This window comes from Alloscardovia sp. HMSC034E08, from assembly GCF_001813415.1.
Lineage (GTDB): Bacteria > Actinomycetota > Actinomycetes > Actinomycetales > Bifidobacteriaceae > Alloscardovia > Alloscardovia omnicolens.
In genome coordinates this window covers 1,329,493-1,350,190 of record NZ_KV812468.1, presented here as the reverse complement: position 1 = coordinate 1,350,190, position 20,698 = coordinate 1,329,493, and the positions used below count along the sequence as shown (strand labels likewise).

Annotated in this window: 13 protein-coding genes and 2 pseudogenes; 12 read left to right on the top strand and 3 right to left on the bottom strand. The window is 44.4% G+C overall.

Annotation, left to right across the window (positions count from 1 at the left end):
* Positions 1-320: 320 nt before the first annotated feature.
* On the bottom strand, positions 321-1,565 hold the full coding sequence (locus HMPREF2909_RS07385) for an ROK family transcriptional regulator (RefSeq protein WP_071415783.1): 1,245 nt from the start codon (positions 1,563-1,565) through the stop codon (positions 321-323).
* A 74-nt stretch (positions 1,566-1,639) separates the two neighbouring features.
* On the bottom strand, positions 1,640-2,503 hold the full coding sequence (locus HMPREF2909_RS07380) for a response regulator transcription factor (protein ID WP_049216093.1): 864 nt from the start codon (positions 2,501-2,503) through the stop codon (positions 1,640-1,642).
* Between the two features lie 428 nt (positions 2,504-2,931).
* Between HMPREF2909_RS07380 and HMPREF2909_RS07375 the strand changes: the two genes are divergently transcribed.
* Complete coding sequence (locus tag HMPREF2909_RS07375; protein ID WP_071415782.1) at positions 2,932-3,834, top strand: alpha/beta hydrolase; 903 nt, start codon at positions 2,932-2,934, stop codon at positions 3,832-3,834.
* 26 nt (positions 3,835-3,860) lie between these two features.
* Here the strand turns inward: HMPREF2909_RS07375 and HMPREF2909_RS07370 are convergent, their stop codons facing one another.
* On the bottom strand, positions 3,861-4,895 hold the full coding sequence (locus HMPREF2909_RS07370; protein ID WP_071415781.1) for a LacI family DNA-binding transcriptional regulator: 1,035 nt from the start codon (positions 4,893-4,895) through the stop codon (positions 3,861-3,863).
* A 305-nt stretch (positions 4,896-5,200) separates the two neighbouring features.
* On the opposite strand from HMPREF2909_RS07370, the pseudogene HMPREF2909_RS07365 reads away from it, so the two are divergent.
* The 11 genes and pseudogenes from HMPREF2909_RS07365 (at position 5,201) to cas2 (ending at position 20,552) form a co-directional block, all read left to right on the top strand.
* Positions 5,201-6,486 (top strand): annotated as a pseudogene (locus HMPREF2909_RS07365) (ABC transporter substrate-binding protein).
* Between the two features lie 153 nt (positions 6,487-6,639).
* A complete protein-coding gene (locus HMPREF2909_RS07360) occupies positions 6,640-7,665 on the top strand; it encodes a carbohydrate ABC transporter permease (protein ID WP_071415780.1) in 1,026 nt (341 codons plus the stop codon).
* Complete coding sequence (locus HMPREF2909_RS07355; protein ID WP_071415779.1) at positions 7,666-8,535, top strand: carbohydrate ABC transporter permease; 870 nt, start codon at positions 7,666-7,668, stop codon at positions 8,533-8,535.
* 125 nt (positions 8,536-8,660) lie between these two features.
* On the top strand, positions 8,661-10,295 hold the full coding sequence (locus HMPREF2909_RS07350; RefSeq protein ID WP_071416027.1) for a glycoside hydrolase family 43 protein: 1,635 nt from the start codon (positions 8,661-8,663) through the stop codon (positions 10,293-10,295).
* 82 nt (positions 10,296-10,377) lie between these two features.
* On the top strand, positions 10,378-11,721 hold the full coding sequence (locus tag HMPREF2909_RS07345; protein WP_071415778.1) for an alpha/beta fold hydrolase: 1,344 nt from the start codon (positions 10,378-10,380) through the stop codon (positions 11,719-11,721).
* A gap of 18 nt (positions 11,722-11,739) precedes the next feature.
* The gene (gene proC / locus HMPREF2909_RS07340) at positions 11,740-12,531 is read left to right on the top strand and encodes a pyrroline-5-carboxylate reductase (RefSeq protein ID WP_071415777.1); all 792 of its coding nucleotides are present in this window, start codon (positions 11,740-11,742) and stop codon (positions 12,529-12,531) included.
* 11 nt (positions 12,532-12,542) lie between these two features.
* A complete protein-coding gene (gene ychF, locus HMPREF2909_RS07335) occupies positions 12,543-13,646 on the top strand; it encodes a redox-regulated ATPase YchF (protein ID WP_071415776.1) in 1,104 nt (367 codons plus the stop codon).
* 774 nt (positions 13,647-14,420) lie between these two features.
* Positions 14,421-15,016, top strand: a pseudogene (locus tag HMPREF2909_RS09220) (hypothetical protein).
* Positions 15,017-15,900: 884 nt separating this feature from the next.
* Positions 15,901-19,302 carry a type II CRISPR RNA-guided endonuclease Cas9 gene (gene cas9, locus HMPREF2909_RS07310; RefSeq protein WP_071415771.1) on the top strand — a complete coding sequence of 1,134 codons (3,402 nt, stop codon included), beginning with the start codon at positions 15,901-15,903 and terminating at the stop codon, positions 19,300-19,302.
* 12 nt (positions 19,303-19,314) lie between these two features.
* On the top strand, positions 19,315-20,217 hold the full coding sequence (cas1, locus tag HMPREF2909_RS07305) for a type II CRISPR-associated endonuclease Cas1 (RefSeq protein WP_071415770.1): 903 nt from the start codon (positions 19,315-19,317) through the stop codon (positions 20,215-20,217).
* Positions 20,218-20,219: 2 nt separating this feature from the next.
* Entirely contained in the window at positions 20,220-20,552 is a 333-nt protein-coding gene (gene cas2, locus HMPREF2909_RS07300) for a CRISPR-associated endonuclease Cas2 (RefSeq protein WP_071415769.1), read from the top strand.
* Positions 20,553-20,698: the final 146 nt, after the last annotated feature.

Genomic DNA, 20,698 nt, shown 5'->3' with positions numbered 1-20,698 from the left:
AAGACCCTGAAAAATAACTCACCATAGGGCAACCTACCACCTACACAAAATTCCTGACACGCCCAACCAAGAACAAAATCATTTACGAAAAAATCTCGCAAGTTCAGTGCTTACAATAATCATGCATGAACACTTTACAAACCGAGACAGCAAAACCATAGATTAAGCATCTCAAACTCAGTACACTCCACACATATGAGCGACATGAACCGAATGGCTGGAGCTGTGTCGAGCAAAAACTTGCTAAACGGTAATGTAGGTCTTAGAAGAAACACGCGGCATCTGGCATTCGAACAAAAACGGGAGCGTATACGAAAGATTTAGACTGCAAGTAATGAATCCAAGTAATCCTGAGCGAGCACATATGCTGCTCCAATAATGGCTTGTTCAGGCGTGCATTGACTTTTTATAACCATGCGAGTGCCTGACACGCTCGAAACACCCGACACGCTCGATACACTGGCTGCTCCAGTAACTCCCATGCCCACTGCGCCCGCAGCGCCCGCTGAACCTGCAAGCATTTTCGGTGCTAAAGCACGCACTCGGGCACGAATATCCGATAAATCAGAACTATCTAAATAGCGAGCAACTTCACCGCCCAGAATAACGGGCACATTCACAATCATTTGAATGTTATGAATCAATAATGCCAAAGAATCCATGTAGTTACTTAGCACTTTGGCATGCGTATAATCTCCATCGCGCACATGATCAATAAACTCTCGAACATGCGCATCGCGAATACCCAAAGCAGATAATAACGCTTGCGAGCTGCAATACAGTTGAGCGCAACCGTACTGCCCGCATTCACAACGCTGGCGAAGCTCAGCAGAAGAAGCAACAGAAACAGAAGAAACAGCAAACACAGCAGGGTACAGCCGCGTATGTTCAGCAAAAACAGCGGAACGCATGTACCGCCCACCGCGGATGAACGCGCTGCTCATCGTGGCATTCAAATACAAGCACGCAGCATCCGTAATACCAGGGTTGAAAAGCGTTTCCGCAGCAGCCAAAGCAAAAGGCTCTCTCATAATGCGCACAGGATAACTCAGACGCGATTCGATGGTTCGGCGCAGTCGTGCTTCGCTCGCTTCGTCTAACGCAGCATGCGAGGCAACGGTCACACCAATCCCGCGCAAATGCCGCGTATCAATTTGACTGCTTTCAATAAACGATTCAATAGCCAAAGCTAAACCGTCGTAAAAATCACTGGCGCCAAAACTATCTAAGCTCACCGACTGACGCGATCCAACATCTCCGCGCAAATTGGTAGATACAAAATGAGCAGTTCCCTTACGCACAAGCACACCCACACAAATGCATCGCGAATACGCGAAAGCATAAGCGTCAGGGCGGCGTCCTCCCGTAGAATTAAACACGCCGTGAGATTGCGTTACGTAGCGCAGTTCGTGTAAACGCTTCAGAGCCGAAGCTATCGTCGGCATACTTATATTCAATTTTTCGGCGAGATGCGCGCGCGAAATACCTTCGTGTGTAATAATCGTGCGCAAAACAGCATGTTCTGTATGGCTGAGCCGTTTAGAATTGAGACGCTGAGCATTCATACCTGAACTTTAGCATGAGCGCTTTTACAAGTTTCGATCCACGTATACGGATACTGCAGACACCGCAGAAACTCCTAATACTCAATCAAATGATTCTCATACATATACGACACAATATGTTGCCTGTTTTCCCCGTTAATTTTCTCTAAAATATGGTGTACGTGTGTTTTTACTGTCTCAACGGTAATCGTCAGCGCTTGCGCAACCTCTTTATTATGCTTTCCCATCGCTATTTGTTGAGCTACCTCAAGTTCGCGCTTAGATAGTTGTGGGCAATTGTCTGTAGACTTTAGCGCAGCCTCAAATATGGGGTCACTCGATATATAGTAGTTCGATATATAGTTCTCGAAATCTCTATTGTGATTATCTGTCAACATTTCGTGCGTAATGATTTTCTCGGTTATGTGATTACTGAGGGCATGTGTCGAAGATGTTTTACTGTCAGTAGCATTATCGCTGGCTATCTGCATAAATTTAGTTTGATTATCTTTTATATGTATGTCTTTGTGCTGATGAGCATCGTTGTCCTCTGCAACGTCGTCGTGCATTTCCTCTGAAACTTCCCGATTATTAGTAACATCATCGCCAGCAATGGCATGTACAATTTCCTGAGCTAAAGGAATATCCGAAACCCCACCAATGCCATATACCGTAGCGCTTTTGGTCTCAAGACTTTTCATGGAGGTAGCAGGCATTAATAGAATCACATTAATATTTCTATCCATTGCCTTCGCTACTTGCACAGACTGAGCTGTTCCTTGGAACGGAATGCGTGCATCAATAATTACAGAATCAGGATGGTAAGTATGGATATCTTCCATAAGTTCAAGGCTGGTAGAAGCATGGGCAAGAATATGAAGAGCGGGATTATGATTGAGATACTCAGATAAAAGTGAATGCTGAAGTTTTTTATTTTCTGCAATAACGACCGTCTTCATTTTTCTTCTTTCCCTTTTATTCTTTCTCTCTTCGATTCAATATATTTTATGAATCCATGACTCGAGCTCCCTCATAAGAGTGATAGTTAAAAAGTTTGCTTTTATGCTCAGTTGATCCGCGCTGCTTTAATCATTACTGCATGCTCGATTACTGTCCGCTTTTGAGATATCAGCTGAGATACCAGCTGAGAAACTCCTTCTGAGAAAAATCGGGAAGTACTTATAAAGGATCGTCGCCCGGTAGTAGCCCAAAAGTGCTACTGTTAAAGAAGTGTGTGAGTTACAAAGACACAACTCAACGGTGAGCTGTGGCTGAGCTTGCATATGACATAACAGAAGGCAATATAAAAGATGATATAGACGTTTGAAGGGGCAAGGCAGCCGCTTACCCTCAGAAGGCGTTTACGTACAGCAAAGGAGCTGGGTCTATGAACACATATAGTGATTCTTATGTTGACACTATGAGTTCGAATAATGATTTTTCTCATGAGTTTTCTATCACGCCGAATGTGCAGTATCGCGAAGGTGATGCTTGTGCAGTTATGGATGTGATTGCACCTATGCGTTTGGAGCGTTTAGGAGGAACTGCTCCTCTTGTTATTTTTGTGCAGGGAAGTGGATGGACTACTCCTAACCGCATGTATGCCGTGGGGCGATTAGAACGCTTGGTAGAGCGCGGTTTTGTGGTGGCAACAGTGAATCATAGAGACAGTGAGAATGGTTCCCATCCTTTTCTTGGATATTTGATGGATGTTAAAGCTGCAGTACGTTTTTTGCGTGCTCATGTACAGGAATTTTATATTGATGCGCAACGTGTAGGCGTGTGGGGAACATCTTCAGGCGGTAACACAGCTTTATTGCTTGCCATGACTGGAGATGATCCACGCTATAACGATGGCAGTTGCGCACAGATGAGCGATGCTGTTGATTATTGTGTTGCTTGTTTTCCTCCATCAGATATTTATGGTGTGCTCAGTGGTGAAAGAATGAGAGTGAATGAAGGTTTGCGAGCATGTGAGTCTTCTGTAGTAGGAGCAATGCCTACTGATGCATGGGAGAATTTATCGCACGATGTGCAACAGCGTGCGTGGGATATGAGTCCTTACCGTATTTCTCGTGCAGATGGAACATATCCACCAATACTGTTACTTCATGGCGATGCTGATGATGTTGTGGATTATGATGAAAGCGTTCAGCTTCACACCAAGCTACTCAGCCAAAAGCATGACTGCCGTTTAATTCGTGTGCTTGGTGGCGAGCATGAAGGTAATTTCTGGAGCGTACAGCTTACTGATGCGATTTGCCGCTATATTAGCTATCACGCGCACTAATGAGCAGTCAGCACTCATTATTTACTTCAGACATCTGCATTGCGCACGCGAGCTGTTGAATCGCGCACTATCAAACGTGTTGGCAAGATTGCACGTCGTGATGTGTGCTGCTGTGTGCCTTTATGAAGGTTCACAATAATATCCAAGGCTGCTTGCGCCATATCTTCAATAGGTTGGCGCACAGTGGTCAGCTGAGGGCTAAGATAGCGAGCGGTTTGAATATCATCAAAACCTACAACAGATAAATCATAGGGAATGGAGATGTTAAGTTGTCGTGCTGCTTCATAAATTCCCATGCATTGCAAATCGCTACTACCAAAAATAGCTGTTGGACGGTTCTGTGGATTGCGTAGTAAGTCAAGAGCGCTATCAATGACACCGTCAGCAGTAAAATCTCCTTCTTTGGTAAACCGCGGATAATACTCTAATCCTGCCTCTGCTAACGCAGCTTTAAAACCATCTAAACGTGCGCGAGCGCACAGCATCGAACGTGGTCCTGTAATAATGCCAAGCTGTGTATGTCCTAATGAAATCAGATGTCGAGTTGCCTCTAAAGCACCGTTCCAATCATCAGCCTGAATAGAGGAATCCTGTGAACTAGGGTTGCCAGCGGGATCGAGAATAACGTAGGGAATATGGTGCTCATTAAGTCGCGAATGTTCTACTGCGCTGAGTTTGGAGAAGACAAGAATTACTCCATAAGGGCTGCGGCGAATAACGCCATCCATCCAGCTGTCGTCAGGATGAGTGCGGCTGCCGCTTTCTGTGGTAATAACGCTTAGTCCGTGTTTTTTCGCAGATTTAAGAACGCCGCGCAATACTTCCAGACTCCACACAGTATCGAAAGATTGCAAAACAACTTCAATATATTCACTATGGGCAGCAGGATTATTGCGACGTACATAATGATTCTTCTCTAATGCGCGTGAAATAATCTCGCGCGTTTGAGGTGCAACGTCACTGCGTCCGTTAAGCACTTTAGAAACAGTTGCCAAGGAAAAACCTGTTTCCTCAGCAATATCACTTAACTGTTTTCTGCGTTGAGATTGATGACATGTCATAATTCACCCCTCCTTAGGTAGAGAATATCATAAAATCGAAACTTTCGAAAACTTTAGTTCAAGAAATATTTGCTTGAAAATGTATAAATATATTGAAATATAAGGTTTTATAAGTAATATGTATCTTTCGTTAATTGAGTTGACTAAGTATTTTTCGCCTTGATAACATGAAATTGTCGAAAATCACATAATATTTTTCGAAAACAGAAGAACGGTAAAACTGTAATAATGCCAACTGTATAAGAGAAAGTAATCGAAATTTTCGACAATTTGCCAATGGTGGTAAGTTACGAGGAGAAAAGACAATGAAGTTGAAAAATATTGCAGCTGCTACAGTAGTCGCAGCAAGCTTAATTGGTCTAGCAGGTTGCTCGAATAATGCAGGTAAAACTGCTGATGGTAAAACACAAGTTGTTGTATGGCATAATTCCACTACTGGTGACGGTAAGAAGTTCTGGGAGAGTGCTGCTGCTGATTTTATGAAGAAGAATCCTCAGGTCAGCGTAAAGGTTGAAGCTATTCAGAACGAAGATTTAGATGGAAAACTGCAAACAGCCTTGCAAGATCCTCAGTCTGCGCCTGATGTTTTCCTCAGCCGCGGTGGTCAAAAACTACAGGATATGGTTGAAGCCGGTCAGGTAAAAGATTTAACAGAGAAACTTTCCGATGACGTGAAAACCGGTATGAAGGCAGCTTTAGCTTCGCAAACCTTAGAAGGCAAGGTTTACGGCATGCCTATTGCAGCTCTTCCTGGTGGAATTTGGTATTCGAAAGACCTGTTTAAGCAGGCTGGTATTGAAAAAACTCCTACAACATGGGATGAATTTACTCAGGTAATTGACAAGCTGAAGGCTGCGAATATTACTCCTATTGCTTTGGGTGGTAAAGATGCATGGCCGGCTGCGCACTGGTATTACTGGTTTGCACTGCGTGAATGCTCAGCTAAAGCATTTGAAGCTGCTCAAACAGAGAAGAAGTTCGACGACTCGTGCTGGCTCAAAGCAGGAGAAGACGTTAGCAAGCTCAAGGACTTGAATGCGTTCAACGAGGGCTTCCTCACAACCCCTGCTCAGCAAGGTGCAAGTTCTTCAGCCGGTTTGATTGCTAATCATATGGCCGCAATGGAGTTAATGGGCGGATGGAATCCTGGCGTTATCCGAGATCTTACTCCTGATAAGAAAGATTTAGCTGATTTGGGATTCTTTGCTTTCCCTCAGTTAGATGGTCAAAAGGGTAATCCGAAAGCTATTATGGGGGGGGAACCGATGCGATGGTTGTGGGGGAGTCTGCTCCAGACGAAGCTGTTGACTTCCTTAACTTTATTGCTCAAAAAGAGTATCAAGAAAAATATGCTCAAACATTCTCTACCATACCTGCCGCACAATATGCTCAAGATATTGTCGAAAATCCTGCCTTGCTAGAAGTGCTACCTGTATATAAGGAATCAAGCTCTGTCTCGCTGTGGCTTGACACAGTCCTAGGTCAAAACGTTGGAAATGCTTTGAACGAAGGCGTAGTTAATCTTCTTGCAGATAAAGGAACAGCTCAAGATATTCTCAAGAGCGTTCAATCTGCTGCACAAAAGGGATAAAAGTTACAGCCATCACAATCCTAAGGTGTAGAACGTTCGATAAGAGCGGACTATGCACAGTTTTTACACGGTGAGGGTGAGGCAAGTTATTGCTGAGCTCCCCCTCACCTAGGTACACATACAATCGTCACTTACAGTCAGGGGAGACATATTATGAGTGTGAGTGCATCTTTAGCGGCGCAGTCCCGCGTTAAAAAGAGCGATACGGTCAGGAAAAATATAGAAATTGCAGTGCTGTCTGCTCCAGCACTTCTCATGTTTCTTGGCTTTGTTATTTTGCCTGTTTTTATGGCAGCATATTACGGTTTTTTCAAGTGGAAAGGTTATGGCAAGCCAGAAGTTAACGGACAGTTTGTTGGTTTGCATAATTACGCAGTTATTCTTTCGGATACTAACTTTCAAGAAGCCTTTATACACACTATGTGTGTGGTTGTTGCTTCTCTTATTATTCAAGCTCCACTGGCCATTCTATTCGCTTTGCTACTCAATCAAAAGTTTAAGGGACGAGCCATTATTCGCACACTTATTTTCGTGCCATATGTGGTGTCTGAAGTTATTGTGGGCACGGGATGGTCTCTTATGCTGCAAACAACTGGAGCAGTTAATGCAGTTCTGAAAAGCTGGGGTATTCCGGGAGCTGATTGGATTTCAGATCCAAAAGTTGCTTTTTGGACGCTGATGGTTATTATCACGTGGAAATATATTGGTTTTGCTGTTATTTTGATGATTGCAGGCATGCAGTCTATCCCAGAAGATCTGTATGAAGCAGCACGCGTTGATGGCGCGGGTTTCTGGCAGCAGCAATGGAGTATCACTCTTCCTCTGCTTGCTCCTACAATTCGTATTTGGGCATTTATGTCCATTATCGGTTCTTTGCAATTATTCGACTTGGTCTACATTATTTGGGGACAATACGTTTCATCTACTGCTGGAACATCCACAATGGCAACCTACATGGTTCGTGAAGGCCGCTTAGCAAATAACTATGGTTATGGCTCGGCTGTAGCCGTGCTCATCTTCCTAATTTCCCTGGTTATCGCCTTAACGTATCAACATTTCGCTCTTAATCGAGATTTAGAAGGGGCAATAACAACCAAATGCTCGCGCGCACAAAGCAAAGCTGCACATAAAAAAGTAGATAGGGCTTGTAATCCTGAGAAGAAAGCGATGGTGGTCTAAATGAGTGCGCGTCCACAGACCTTAGCAATGCAAGGCATCCGTAAATCACACAAAACTCCGTGGAGTCACCCGGTTGTCTATCTGCTTTCGGTAATTCTTGTTCTCATCTGCATTGTTCCCGTTATCTACATTATTATTGGCGGTTTTAGAACGAATTCGCAGATTACAAGATATCCTGCGGGCTTACCTAAGCCGTGGAACTTCGAGAACTATAAAAACGTTTTCGCATCGAATATCTTCTGGACCGAATTAGTGAATTCTCTTATTGTTGGCGTTGCTACCATGGTGGGAATTGTTCTACTCAGTCTTATGGTTAGCTTTGTGCTTGCCCGTTATGAGTTCCGCGCTCGCAATTTTATGTATTCGTTGTTTGCAGCAGGTATGATGTTCCCGATTACCGTAGCTATTACGCCTTTGTATTTACTCTTAAAGAATTTGCATTTAGTGAATTCTCACTTGGGAATTATTCTGCCTCAAATTGCTTTTGGTCTTCCTCAGGCCATTATTATTATGGTGCCATTTTTGAAGTCAATTCCAACAGAGCTAGAAGAAGCAGCAATGATTGACGGTTCTTCTCGATTGGGATTCTTCTTTAGAATGGTGTTGCCATTAAGCTGGCCGGGTGTTGCTACTGTGGGAATTCTCGCATTTGTAGCTAGTTGGAATGCGTATATGCTTCCTTTGTTCTTACTCAATGATTCCAGTAAATATACCTTGCCTCTTGGTGCGCAAATGTTTAGTTCGCAGCATTCAGTTGATACTGCTCAGGTTCTTGCTTTTACGGCTTTGAGCATGATTCCAGCACTTATATGCTTTACGATTTTCCAAAAGAAGATTGTGGGTGGCCTGGCTGGGGCGGTCAAGGGCTAAGAATTACGAACATGTTCGGGAGAATGTTGTCTCCCTGCATTCTCCCGAACGCTTGAAAACAGTACTTACTAATACTTAACTTTTATATCCCCGTAGATCTACGGCAGATAGAACAGGATATGACGATGAAAATCAATAACCCAGTATTGCGTGGATTTCACGCTGATCCTTCTATTATTCGTGTAGGAGATACCTATTATATTGCCAACTCAACATTCGAATGGTTTCCAGGTGTTCGTTTGCATGAATCGAAAGATTTAGTGCATTGGAATCTTCTGCCTAGCCCACTAACGAGAACTTCGCAGATTGATATGCGCTCAATCCCTTCATCTGGAGGAGTGTGGGCGCCTGATTTGAGTTATGCAGACGATCGTTTTTGGCTTATTTACTCCAATGTGCATATTGTTGAAGGCGCATTTAAAGATGTAGCTAATTACCTTGTGACTGCTGAAGATATTAGAGGGCCATGGTCTGAACCTATCCGCTTAAATGGTGTTGGTTTTGATCCGTCGCTTTTCCATGATGACGATGGGCGCAAATACCTTGTGCAGCAAACATGGGATTTCCGCGAATATCGTCATTCTTTCGATGGTATTACACTCACCGAGTTTGATTATGAACGTATGCGTTTACTTCCTGATACCGAACGAACCTTATGGCAGGGCACAGAAACAAAATTGGTAGAAGGTCCACATCTGTATAAAAAAGATGGCGATTACTATCTGTTCGCGGCTGAGGGTGGAACAATGTATACACACCGCGAATCTGTGGCGCGTTCTCGTACTTTAGATGCACTGAGTTTTGAATCTATGCCTCATAACCCATTGATTTCTAACTTCGATTCGCCAACTTCCTATCTCCAAAAGCAAGGACATGGTGCTTTGGTCGATACCCCGTCAGGCGAATGGTATTACGCCTCCTTATGCGCTCGTCCATGGCATCACACCATAGAATCGGCTTACGATCCGCGTGGCTGGTGCACTTTAGGGCGTGAAACATCTATTCAAAAACTGCAGTGGGATGATGATGGCTGGCCATATATTGTGGGTGGGCAGGCAGGCTGCACAAGCGTTGATGCTCCCCGAGATGCTGTGTTGAATGATGAATGCGCTAATGAGCAGAACAATAATCAGCATGATGATTTTGAAGATAATCAACTTCACGGTGATTGGAATACTCTTCGAGCTCCGTTTAGTGATGAAATGGGGCGCGTAGGAGATGGAGTTTTAACTCTTAACGGTCAAGGCTCGCTCAGCAATCTTCGCGAGCTATCACTAGTAGCAAGACGTTGGCAGGCTTTTAACTTCGATGCAAGTGTGGCAATAGAATTTTCTCCAACCCGCTACCGTGAGATGGCAGGTTTAACGAATTACTACAACGACTTATGCTGGTCATGGGCATTTATTACGTGGGATGAGAAAAGACAATGTCGAGTTATTGAAGTTGCTCAAAACGATTTCAATACCTACACGAGCTTTCTTCAAGATAATGCCATTGTTGTTCCTGAGGACGTTGAACGAGTGTGGTTACGCACGCGCGTGCGCACGCAATACTACACATATGAGTACTCCTTTAATGGTGTGGATTGGCACAATATTCCTGTGCAATTAGATGCTAAAATCCTCTCCGATGATTACGTGAACCAGCGTTATGGAGGCTTCTTTACAGGAGCTTTTGTGGGGTTAGCGTGCATTGATTTAGCCGGTTACGGTAAACAGGCACGTTTTACTCATTTTGATTATTGTGAGTTGCCCGATTAACTCAGTATGCACTGAACAATATGCATAAAGGTGTTGGAGTATGCTTCAACACCTTTTACGTATTGTGCGCTAAGGTTGAGGTATGACTCAACTTTCGCAATATTACGTGCCTGGTTTGCACGTAGAAGACCATGTAGTGCAGGTTCCTTTGCATTGGAATTGGGCTGCCGGAGCAGCTCAACCAGATGCTTCAAGTTTCGCAGGCGAGCATATTGATCTGTTTTACCGCGTGGTTAGTTCTGCACAGAATGTGCATGCTGACTTACCTTTGTTACTTTTCCTTCAAGGCGGTCCTGGCGGCATGGGACCTCGCCCCATGAGTGCTCAGTCCATCCCATGGTTGTCTGAAGCAGTAAAACATTTCCGCGTAGTGCTTATTGATCAGCGTGGAACTGGGCGTTCCTCACGTGTCGATTCTAGCCTTATTCGTCGTCGTGGTCAGAATGCTCGAGAAACTGCAGATTTCTTAAAGAACTTCCTAGCGGACTCCATTATTCGTGACTGCGAATTTTTGCGCACCACAGTTTTCAATTCCGCACAGTGGGTAACTTTGGGGCAAAGCTATGGCGGATTCCTGACCATGGCATATGTGTCTTTGTTCCCCGCGAGTATTACAGCTAGCTTTGTTACCGGCGGTATTCCACACATTCCTATGAATACTCGTGAAGTCTATGAGCATACTGTGCCACGTATGATGGCGAAAACAAAGGAATACTACGGTTTATATACTGACGATGAAGCCATTGTTGGGCGTATTGCAGACTTTTTATCTTCCGAAAAGGTTCTTCTGCCTAATGGGGATCCAGCTAGTGTTCGACGCCTGCAAATGTTGGGTGGCGATTTCGGCATGAAACCAAGTTTCGAACGCATGCATTGGACAGTCGATACGGCTTTTAATGGAGAGTATTTAAGCGATGGGTTCCTCATGGAATTATTCAGCTCCACTACATCGTATGGCAGCGAACTATATTGGGTTCTCCAAGAGTTTATTTATGCAAATAAAGAGATTGAATCAATCAACTGGGCTGCCAACGATGTGCTCCGTTCTACTAAACAGTTCGACGAATCCTCTCGTCCTCTTATGTTGATTGGTGAAGCTGCACTGCCAGAAATTTTTGATGAAGACTCTGCTTTACGTGCTTTTAGACCAGCAATGGATGAACTGATGAGCGATACGCAGTGGGGAATTGTATATGATGAAGACCAGTTAGCGCGCAATGACATACCTATTCACGCTGCTGTGTATTTCGACGATATGTACGTGGACTCCGGTTTGCAGCTTGATACTCTCTCTCGTGTAGGGAACTCTCATGCTTGGGTTACCAATGAATTTGAGCATGACGGTGCACGTATGGGGGCAGTTTTCGAGCATCTTTATACAGAAGCGCTCAGCCGAGGTCATCTCGAAAAACTATTCCTTAAATAATCAATCAGAAAGAAAAGAATGACAACACTAGGTTTTATTGGCTTTGGCAATATGGCCACAGCTATTGTTGATGGTTGGCGTCATGCGGGCGTTGCAGCTGACGCACAGATTATTGCGTGCGCAGCTCATTTTGATACCTTAACATCAAAAGCACAGCAGCGCGGGGTCGAGGCTGTACGCAGTTCCAGCGAGGTAGCGCAACGCAGCGATGTTCTTATCGTTGCAGTTAAACCGTATCAAATCGAAAATATTTTCTCTGAATTTGTTGCGGACATTGATTGGTCACACAAAATAGTCATTTCTATTGCTGCCGGAAAGTTCAACGCTTTCTGGAACGAGGTACTGTCTGTCGAAGCGCATCATATCTCTACCATCCCGAACACGCCTATTGCTATTGCTCAAGGTGTTGTTGTAGCAGAAGAAACGCATACGCTAACCGAAGCACAGCTCACAACCTTCCATGAGCTTTTCGAACCAATCTCTACAGTCGAATTTGTAGATACACAGCATTTATCTGTTGCAGGAACTGTGGCAGGGTGTGCTCCAGCATATGCAGCAATGTTTATGGAAGCATTAGCTGATGCAGGTGTAAAATACGGTCTGACTCGTGCTACGGCATACCGTTTAGCTGCTGCGATGACCGCCGGTACAGGTGCTCTCCAACTGGCAACAGGTTTAGCTCCAGCACAAATGAAAGACGCAGTATGCTCACCAGGAGGAACAACGATCCAAGGCGTAGCCGCTCTTGAACAAACAGGTTTCCGCGGTAGCATTATCAGTGCAATCGACGCAGTTGAGGGCTCTAGGTAGGATTACACATTATGGCATTGACTATTGGTATTGTTGGCTTACCAAATGTGGGTAAGTCCACGCTTTTTAACGCTTTAACGCGTAATAATGTTTTGGCAGAAAACTATCCTTTTGCAACAATCGAGCCTAATACAGGCATTGTTCCTCTGCCAGATCCACGTTTGGCAGCATTAGCTTCTATCGTAAACACAACTAAACTCGTTCCAGCAACTGTTACCTTCGTAGATATTGCAGGTATCGTTAAGGGCGCGTCAGAAGGTGAAGGTTTAGGTAATCAGTTCTTAGCTAATATTCGCGAAGCAGATGCTATTTGTGAGGTAACGCGCGTATTTAGTGATGACGATATTGTGCACGTCAACGGGACAGTGAATCCAACAGACGATATTGAAACGATTAATACTGAGCTAATTCTCGCTGATTTACAAACCATTGAGAACGCTATTCCTCGTTTGGAAAAGGAACTGCGCGGTAAGAAGATTACCCCTGCATATCTTGACGAGGTAAAGAAAGCGCAGGCTGTGCTTGAAGAAGGTTTGACTATCGATCAGGCTGCAAAAGCCGGAAAAGTTGACCCAGCAGAAATCCGCGAACTCCAACTGCTGACGGCTAAACCATTTATTTATGTGTTTAATATGGACGATGACGAGCTTCAAGATGATGCTTTGAAAGCTAAGCTTTCCGATATGGTTGCTCCTGCACAGTCCATCTTCTTGAATGCTCAGTTTGAAGCTGATTTAACGGAACTGGATGAAGCAGATGCCCAAGAAATGCTTGCTGACGCTGGTTTAGAGGAATCTGGTCTTGATCAGCTTGCTCGCGTTGGTTTCGATACGCTCGGTTTGCAAACCTATTTGACTGCCGGCGAAAAAGAAGTACGTGCATGGACTATTCATAAAGGATGGACTGCACCTCAAGCCGCAGGCGTGATTCACTCTGATTTCGAGCGTGGATTTATTAAAGCTGCCATTGTTTCTTTCGAGGATTTGGTAGAAGCCGGATCGTATGCAAAGGTGAAAGAAGAAGGCAAAATGCGTCTCGAAGGTAAAGATTATGTTATGCGAGATGGGGACGTGGTCGAATTTAAAAGCGGGCTTGCGTCTGGAGGGAAGAAATGATTTGTGCCGAATGTGGGCAGTTAGTCAAGCCTCATCAGAGGTTCTACGGGATTGTGGAGTTCGTTTGACTGACGTCGCAGGGCATAATGTGACTACAGGAGGTGGGGATGTTCGCGGGGACATCTACCAGGCTGGGCGCGATGTGGTAGTCAACTTTGCCCCTACTGATCCTCCTAATGCCACGTACGAGGCAGTACCGAAGTGGCGCAGCCCGTTCACCCAGGGAGTCCTTTCATGGTTGGTCTTGTATTGAGACTAGCCGAAATTCTCCCACTCTGGAAGATAGGACAGCCTGCTCTTAATCTCCTAAGCGGGAGACTCGATGTTTCCTGCAAGCGCCTGGGCAAAACTGGTGGATTTGGGTCTTCATCGCCGTATTTGTGATGTTTATCTTAGTCATGGAGCTTCGCAGATTGACGAAGCTCCAGTTGCGGCGGCCGCTCTTTCTGGGATGGGCGTTGAGTGGTGTCGGGCGGTTGTATCACGCTGGAAAAGATTCGGGCAGGAGCTTGCCCTCAGCGCGGCGGAAATATGCGCTACTACAACAAGCCGAAAGAATGGATAGACTATGTCGATGCGAACGGGAAGAATCGACGCGAGGCAACAGAGCATGTTCCCGCTCTTGAGTGCAGGCGGAATTCCGAGCACTGGTATAGGGTTGATCCAGCTGAGGTTCATGAGGAGTGACCACCGAGACAAGATGCCAGGCGAGGCGATGTCGCTTGTGTACAGAGCTGACGTCTGGCGGAAAGAAGTAGTAATCCCGAGAGAGCAGTGACAAATAATCCTCTAAATCTGTATGAGTCAGCCGAGTGGGCTGGTCTGTGGTGGTTGCCAGAAGAGCCTGACAAACGGGTTCCGGGCACCTTGCGGTATGACGGTGAGGGTCGTGTTACGCTTTCGATAATCGGTGCATTCGAGGACCGCATAACCTCCAGTCCAGCTCCTGGTCTAACCCTCTACCATGAGGGCACCAGGACATGGGATGTAATCCACGGTGTGACCGAACAACGTGGATTACGCTTCTGGGTTGTGTTCCCACCAAGGGGAATCGATCCATATTCTCACGAGTGAAGAGCCCCGACACTCAGACTATTACACCTATGATAGCAATCATAGGTGCACACATCAGCAGCGAAGATGATGCGGCGTTCGCGACGGTCGAGGTTTCGATTGAAGACTTGTGGCTCTGGGCTGCATCGCCTGTGTTCGAGGCTTTCCTTAACACTTCTAAAGGTAAAATTGACGGTAGCTGGGCTCTCTCATCGAAGCCGGTCGAGGAACAGTTGGTGACGGTCGATGGCACGGAGTATAGTCTCGCGCACACTCAAACCCTGCCATTCTTTGCTCAGTGCGAGAGTGGCTCGTAGTGCCAAAGCCTAGCTCGTCAGAGATACAGGCGTCATGATTCTCCACACTAAGTCGAGCAATCGCCTGTACCTGACTTCGGATTGGCATGTAGTGACGCTTCCATCACCGCTAGCGAGTTCTAGTTCAAAATCTGATTTATCGGTCGATTGAGTTGTGAAAAAATTCGCTAGCAATCCGACCGGAGGTTACTCATAGATTCTCAGGCACGACATCAAATTCAAAATCAATGTGTAGCCTCGTATAGACTCTTTGAAACGATAACTAGGGTAGCAGTATTGGGATTAATTGCGCAAAAGTGTGTATAGCTTCGGCATAGTTGTGCCGGTAAGTTGAGGTGCTTTCTCGATCATTTGCTGTGGTGTAACTTATGAGGATTTATATCGATAGACAGTAAAACACGAGTATATCTAGGCAATTATAGGGCGGACAAACATCTTCACCCATCGGTGTATAGATTCATGCTATTTTCAAAATATGCGCATTTAATATCAAATATTGTTCGTTTGTACAACTGTGATTATGCATTATAGCCTCACACTAAATCCACCACGAGACACACCTTGAAAAACAACGGCTAAGACACAATTTATACACACTTTTTGGCAATTAACCCCGTAAACTTCTACGGGTAAACAGCGTTTTCGTTGTAAAACATGCTCGTCAATACCGACGTGACGCAATAATGTAAACAGTGTGATGGTTCACCCATTTCCTTGAATTTTGAATCGATAAATACACGTGTATCCAACCCTAGAAAAACAACTACTACCCCCCCGTAGCAACTCATTTTTGGTCAATAATCTGAGAACAGATATACGACATAAGTTGTTGTGATTATAAATGTAACTTGCTTTATAGAGCATTTTTGTGATATACCATTCTTATGACACTAAATAATTATAAAATCGGAATCGATGTAGGTCTATACTCAACAGGTCTTGCGGCTATCGAAGTAGATAGCAATGGAGAACCTGTTCGTATCCTTAACATGCAAAGTTTTATACACGATGGTGGTGTAGATCCCAATTCAAATAAAACAGCGGATACGCGCAAAATGATTTCTGGGGTTGCTCGCCGAACTCGTAGAATGCGTCGTCGTCGCAAGTCACGCTTAGCTAATCTCAATAAGTATTTAGAAGAATTAGGGCTCCCGCTTGAGAATTATGGGGATGATACTTTCGAACCATGGATGCTACGAGCACGTTTGGCAGATGGATATATTCAAGACGAAGAGCAACGCAAATACATGCTTTCTGTCGCATTCCGACATATTGCTAGGCATCGTGGATGGCGTAATCCATATAAATCCGTGAAATCACTGTATAACGTCAATCTAGATGATTTATCCGAACGATATGATGATTTATGTGAGGCATGTCAAGTCAATCCTGAGGATGGGTTGACGCCTGCTCAAATCATTGGTGATTACCTAGCTAGTAAAGATGGTCAGGTTGCTCCTCGTATTCGACATAGCGGTAGTAAATCTGAAGCTTTTGCTCCATTTCCTCAGAAGCTAATGCAGGAAGATAATGCTTACGAAGTTCGTTATATTTGCGAACAACAGGGGGTAGATGATGAAACCTGCAGAAAATTAATTGACAAGATTTTCTATGCAGTGTCCCCACGTGGTTCTGCCAGTGAGCGTGTAGCTTTGGATGATTTAACCCATGAAAAGCGAGCTACGAAAGCATCATTGGCATTTCAAAAATTCCGTATTATTGCCGCCTTGTCTTTCTTGAAGCTTGCGGTAGGTGGCCAACAAAGACCTCTAACGGTTGAAGAGAAGAATACTGCGTTCGATATTTTATCAAGTATGGATTCAAAAACTCGTCCAACGTGGGCTGACGTAGCAGCTGCTCTTGGGGTGAATCGCCGAGATATTAAGGGAATCGGTGGTATTCAAGACGATGGAGATAGAATCTCCAATCGTGCTCCGGTTATGGATAGCTATTTTGCCTTAATTGAATCTTCTGGTGTTCTCGGGAAGCTCGTGAAACACGATATTATGCCATGGTGGCGTGATGCTTCTGAGGATGATCAAGAACGTTTACTTGAGTTACTTGGCAATAATGTTGATATTGATTCTATTCGTGATGACATGTCATACAGCAATGCTTTTGAACTCATTGATTCGTTCGATGATGATCAACTTGGTGCGATAGATAATATCAAACTACCTGCTGGAAGAGCGGCTTACTCTGTTAGTGCATGTCAGGCATTAACAGTGAGGATGCTCAGTACAACTGATAATCTTCATGATGCTCGCAAGATTGTCTATGGAGTTACTGACAATTGGAAGCCGGCTCAGGAACCTATCGGATTTCCGATTGGTAATCCTTCAGCGGACAGAGTCCTTAAAATTGTCAACCGTTATTTAATGAATTGCACTGCAAGATGGGGAACGCCTGTCAGTGTAAATATTGAGCATGCACGTGAGGGATTCTCGTCAGCTAAAGTTGCTCGAGCGTATCAGAAAGACGCGGAAGCCTATGCAACTAACCGCAGTGCAATCTTCGATAAGATTAAAGATTTGTACCCGGACTTCAATCGCTTTAGTGATTCTGCTATGAAACGCTGGGAAGCAATCCAACGGCAAAATGGTGAATGCCTGTACTGCGGAGCAACATTAAAGTTTACTACGTGTGAGCTTGATCATATTGTTCCACGAAAGGGTGTTGGCGCTACGAATACAAAAACAAACTTAGCTGCAGTCTGTACTGATTGCAATCGAGCAAAATCAAAGAAGCTGTTTAGTTTATGGTGCCATGACCAATATGCGGTATCGAAGGGAATTACTGTAGCGAAAGCTGTCGCGCGCGTGGAAATGTTTACTTTTCCTGCGGGCACCCTCAGTGCTGCGAATGCTAAACGGTTTAAGGAAGCTGTGAAATCGAGGCTTACTCAAATGACTGAGGACGAGGCGCCTGATAACCGTTCTATGGGATCTGTCTCTTGGATGGCAGATGAGCTTCATAAGCGTATCGATTGGTATTACAACTCGCAACGATATACAGCTACTTCGGATATCCCGGAGCGAGCTGTAAAGGTATTCGTATACTCAGGTTTGTCTACATCGTTGGCTCGACGATTCTCCGGTATTGAAAAGCAGATTCATTTTGCTGGTCCGTCTGGAAAAACTCGTTTGGATCGCCGTCATCATGCGGTCGATGCTGCTGTTATTGCTCTCATGCAGCACAACGTAGCTGAAGTGCTGGTGGATAAAAATGAATTACACAAAGCACAACGCTACAGCCAGAAAGAGGATGGTGCTGATTGGAGGGAATATAGAGGTAAGGATGAAGAACAACAGTTCCTATACGGTCGTTGGCTGGGGAATATGCATGTCCTTCTTGACCTTATCAATGATGCACTTGATGATGACAGAGTACAGATATTGAGGAATTTGCGTCTAGAGTTAGGAAATTCTAGAGCGCATGAGGACACGATTCATAAATTGTTACGTGTACGATTAGGGGATAAGATTGAGGCTTCACTTGTTCAGCGCGCATCGACTCCTGCTCTATTTACAGCGTTGACTCGTTGCGACGATTTTGACGAGAAAACAGGACTTCCTGAGAATCGTGAACGTCACATTGTGGTAAATGGAGTCCACTATGGTTCTGAAGATGAAATCGCGTTCTTCGAAAAGAATGCAGCTCAGATTATGGTTCATAATGGGTCGGCTGAGATTGGTGATGGATTCCACCATGCTCGTATCTATCTATGCGATAAAATCAACAAGTCAGGAAAGAAGACCGGAGAATTCTATGGAATGATTCGCGTGTTTGCAGCTGATTTAGCTAAGTCTCGAAATGACGATTTGCTAACTGTGCCACTTTCGGAGTCCTCATTGAGCATGAGATACGGAGACCCTAGCACCGTCAAAGCGATTCGAGAAGGTCATGCACGATTTGTGGGGCATTTATTCGTTGGAGATGAGCTTCGACTTGATTTGAGTCAAACGGATTACACAGGTCAAGTGAAAGAATTTGCTGACTTTTTGCAACCATGGTGTAGTGCGAAACTTTATGCTACGTGGACAGTAGATGGGTATTTTTCTCGTTCTCAGTTGAGGTTGCGTCCAAGCTACCTTTCAGCAGAAGGATTAGAAAAGCTTGATATGCCTATTTCAGATGATGTCCAGAAAATTTTTACCAGAGGATGGTTGCCATCTATAAATGCTGTTTCAGCGTTTCATCCAACCGTCATTCGTCGTAACGGTCTTGGAGAAATACGCTGGAAGTCGAATGCTGGATTACCAGTGTCTTATAGGTGGCATGAATAAAGTGAGGTAATCATGAACAGTGCGTGGCGCGTAGTTGACTGTACGAACCTTCATGGTTCACTAACCTATGATCGTGGCAGATTAGTTGTGCGAGATAGGGATAGAGACACGTCAACTGATGTGCCACTCACTGATATTGCCGTTCTTCTTATTGGTTTGAGATGTAATTGTTCAGCAGGATTGCTTCACCAATGTGCAACCTATGGTGTTTCCGTAATGACGTGCGATTGGAGAGGAGTTCCTATATCTGCTATGCATGCGTGGGCAGAAACGAATACGCGTATTAATGCTCGTTTTAGAGGGCAAATCTCTCAAACTATCCCACGACAGAAGAATATGTGGGGAAAGATTGTCCAATCTAAAATTATGGGTCAAGCTGCCGTATTAGATCAGCTTGGTATCGATGGCGGAGGAAATTTAAGAGGTCTAGCTAAACAGGTTCGTTCGGGAGATTTGACTAATATAGAGGGGCGAGCAGCGAGAGAATATTGGCATTGCTTGTTCCAAACAGATGCAGATTTTCATAGGCTCCCAGGGGATGGGAGAGGGCGAAACTCACAACTAGATTATTCCTATATGATTTTACGCGGTTTTACTATTAAGGCGGTGATATCTGCTGGATTGTGTCCATGTTTAGGTATTCACCACCATAATGGCAGTAATTATTATTGTTTAGCTGATGACTTGATTGAAGTATTGAGACCAGCTGTCGATGTAAAAGTAGCTGAATTAAGCGAAGAAGATTCACTAATTGACCGAGAAACAAAGCAGTTTCTTATTGAAAGTGTTAATAGACAGTTCAATGGAGAAGGTCTAACAATTCCAAGTAAAATTAATGATTTTGCGCAACAATATGCACTATATGTTGAAGATAAAATTCAGCAGATTGCAATTCCACAATACGTTAAGGATTAACCATGAAAGTTGATGAGGACAGTGGGGGAATGTGGTGTTTAGTAATGTTTGATCTCCCTGTTCAAACGAAGCAACAAAGACATGCTGCTGTAGTATTTAGAGATTTATTACTCGATATGGGTTACTGCATGATTCAGTTTTCTGTCTACGCAAGATATACGCCAACAGCTGAAGGAAATCGTTCCACAGTTCGGACAATTAAGGATAATTTGCCACCGCAAGGCAAAATTCGAGTCTTACATATTACAGATAAGCAGTGGTCGAAATCGTTACGATATGTGAATCTAGAAGAAGAAAATGATGGTGAAACACCGGAAACTTTAATGCTTTTTTAACTGCGAAAAGCCTTGAAAATGCTGGAATCATCCCCTTTGATTAGATTGCTCTATTTTACCAAAGAGGATGAAAGCTAATTCACAGCCCTGCAGTTGTTTTAGCTGAAGCTGGTGCTATTTTACCAAAGAGGATGAAAGCTAATTCA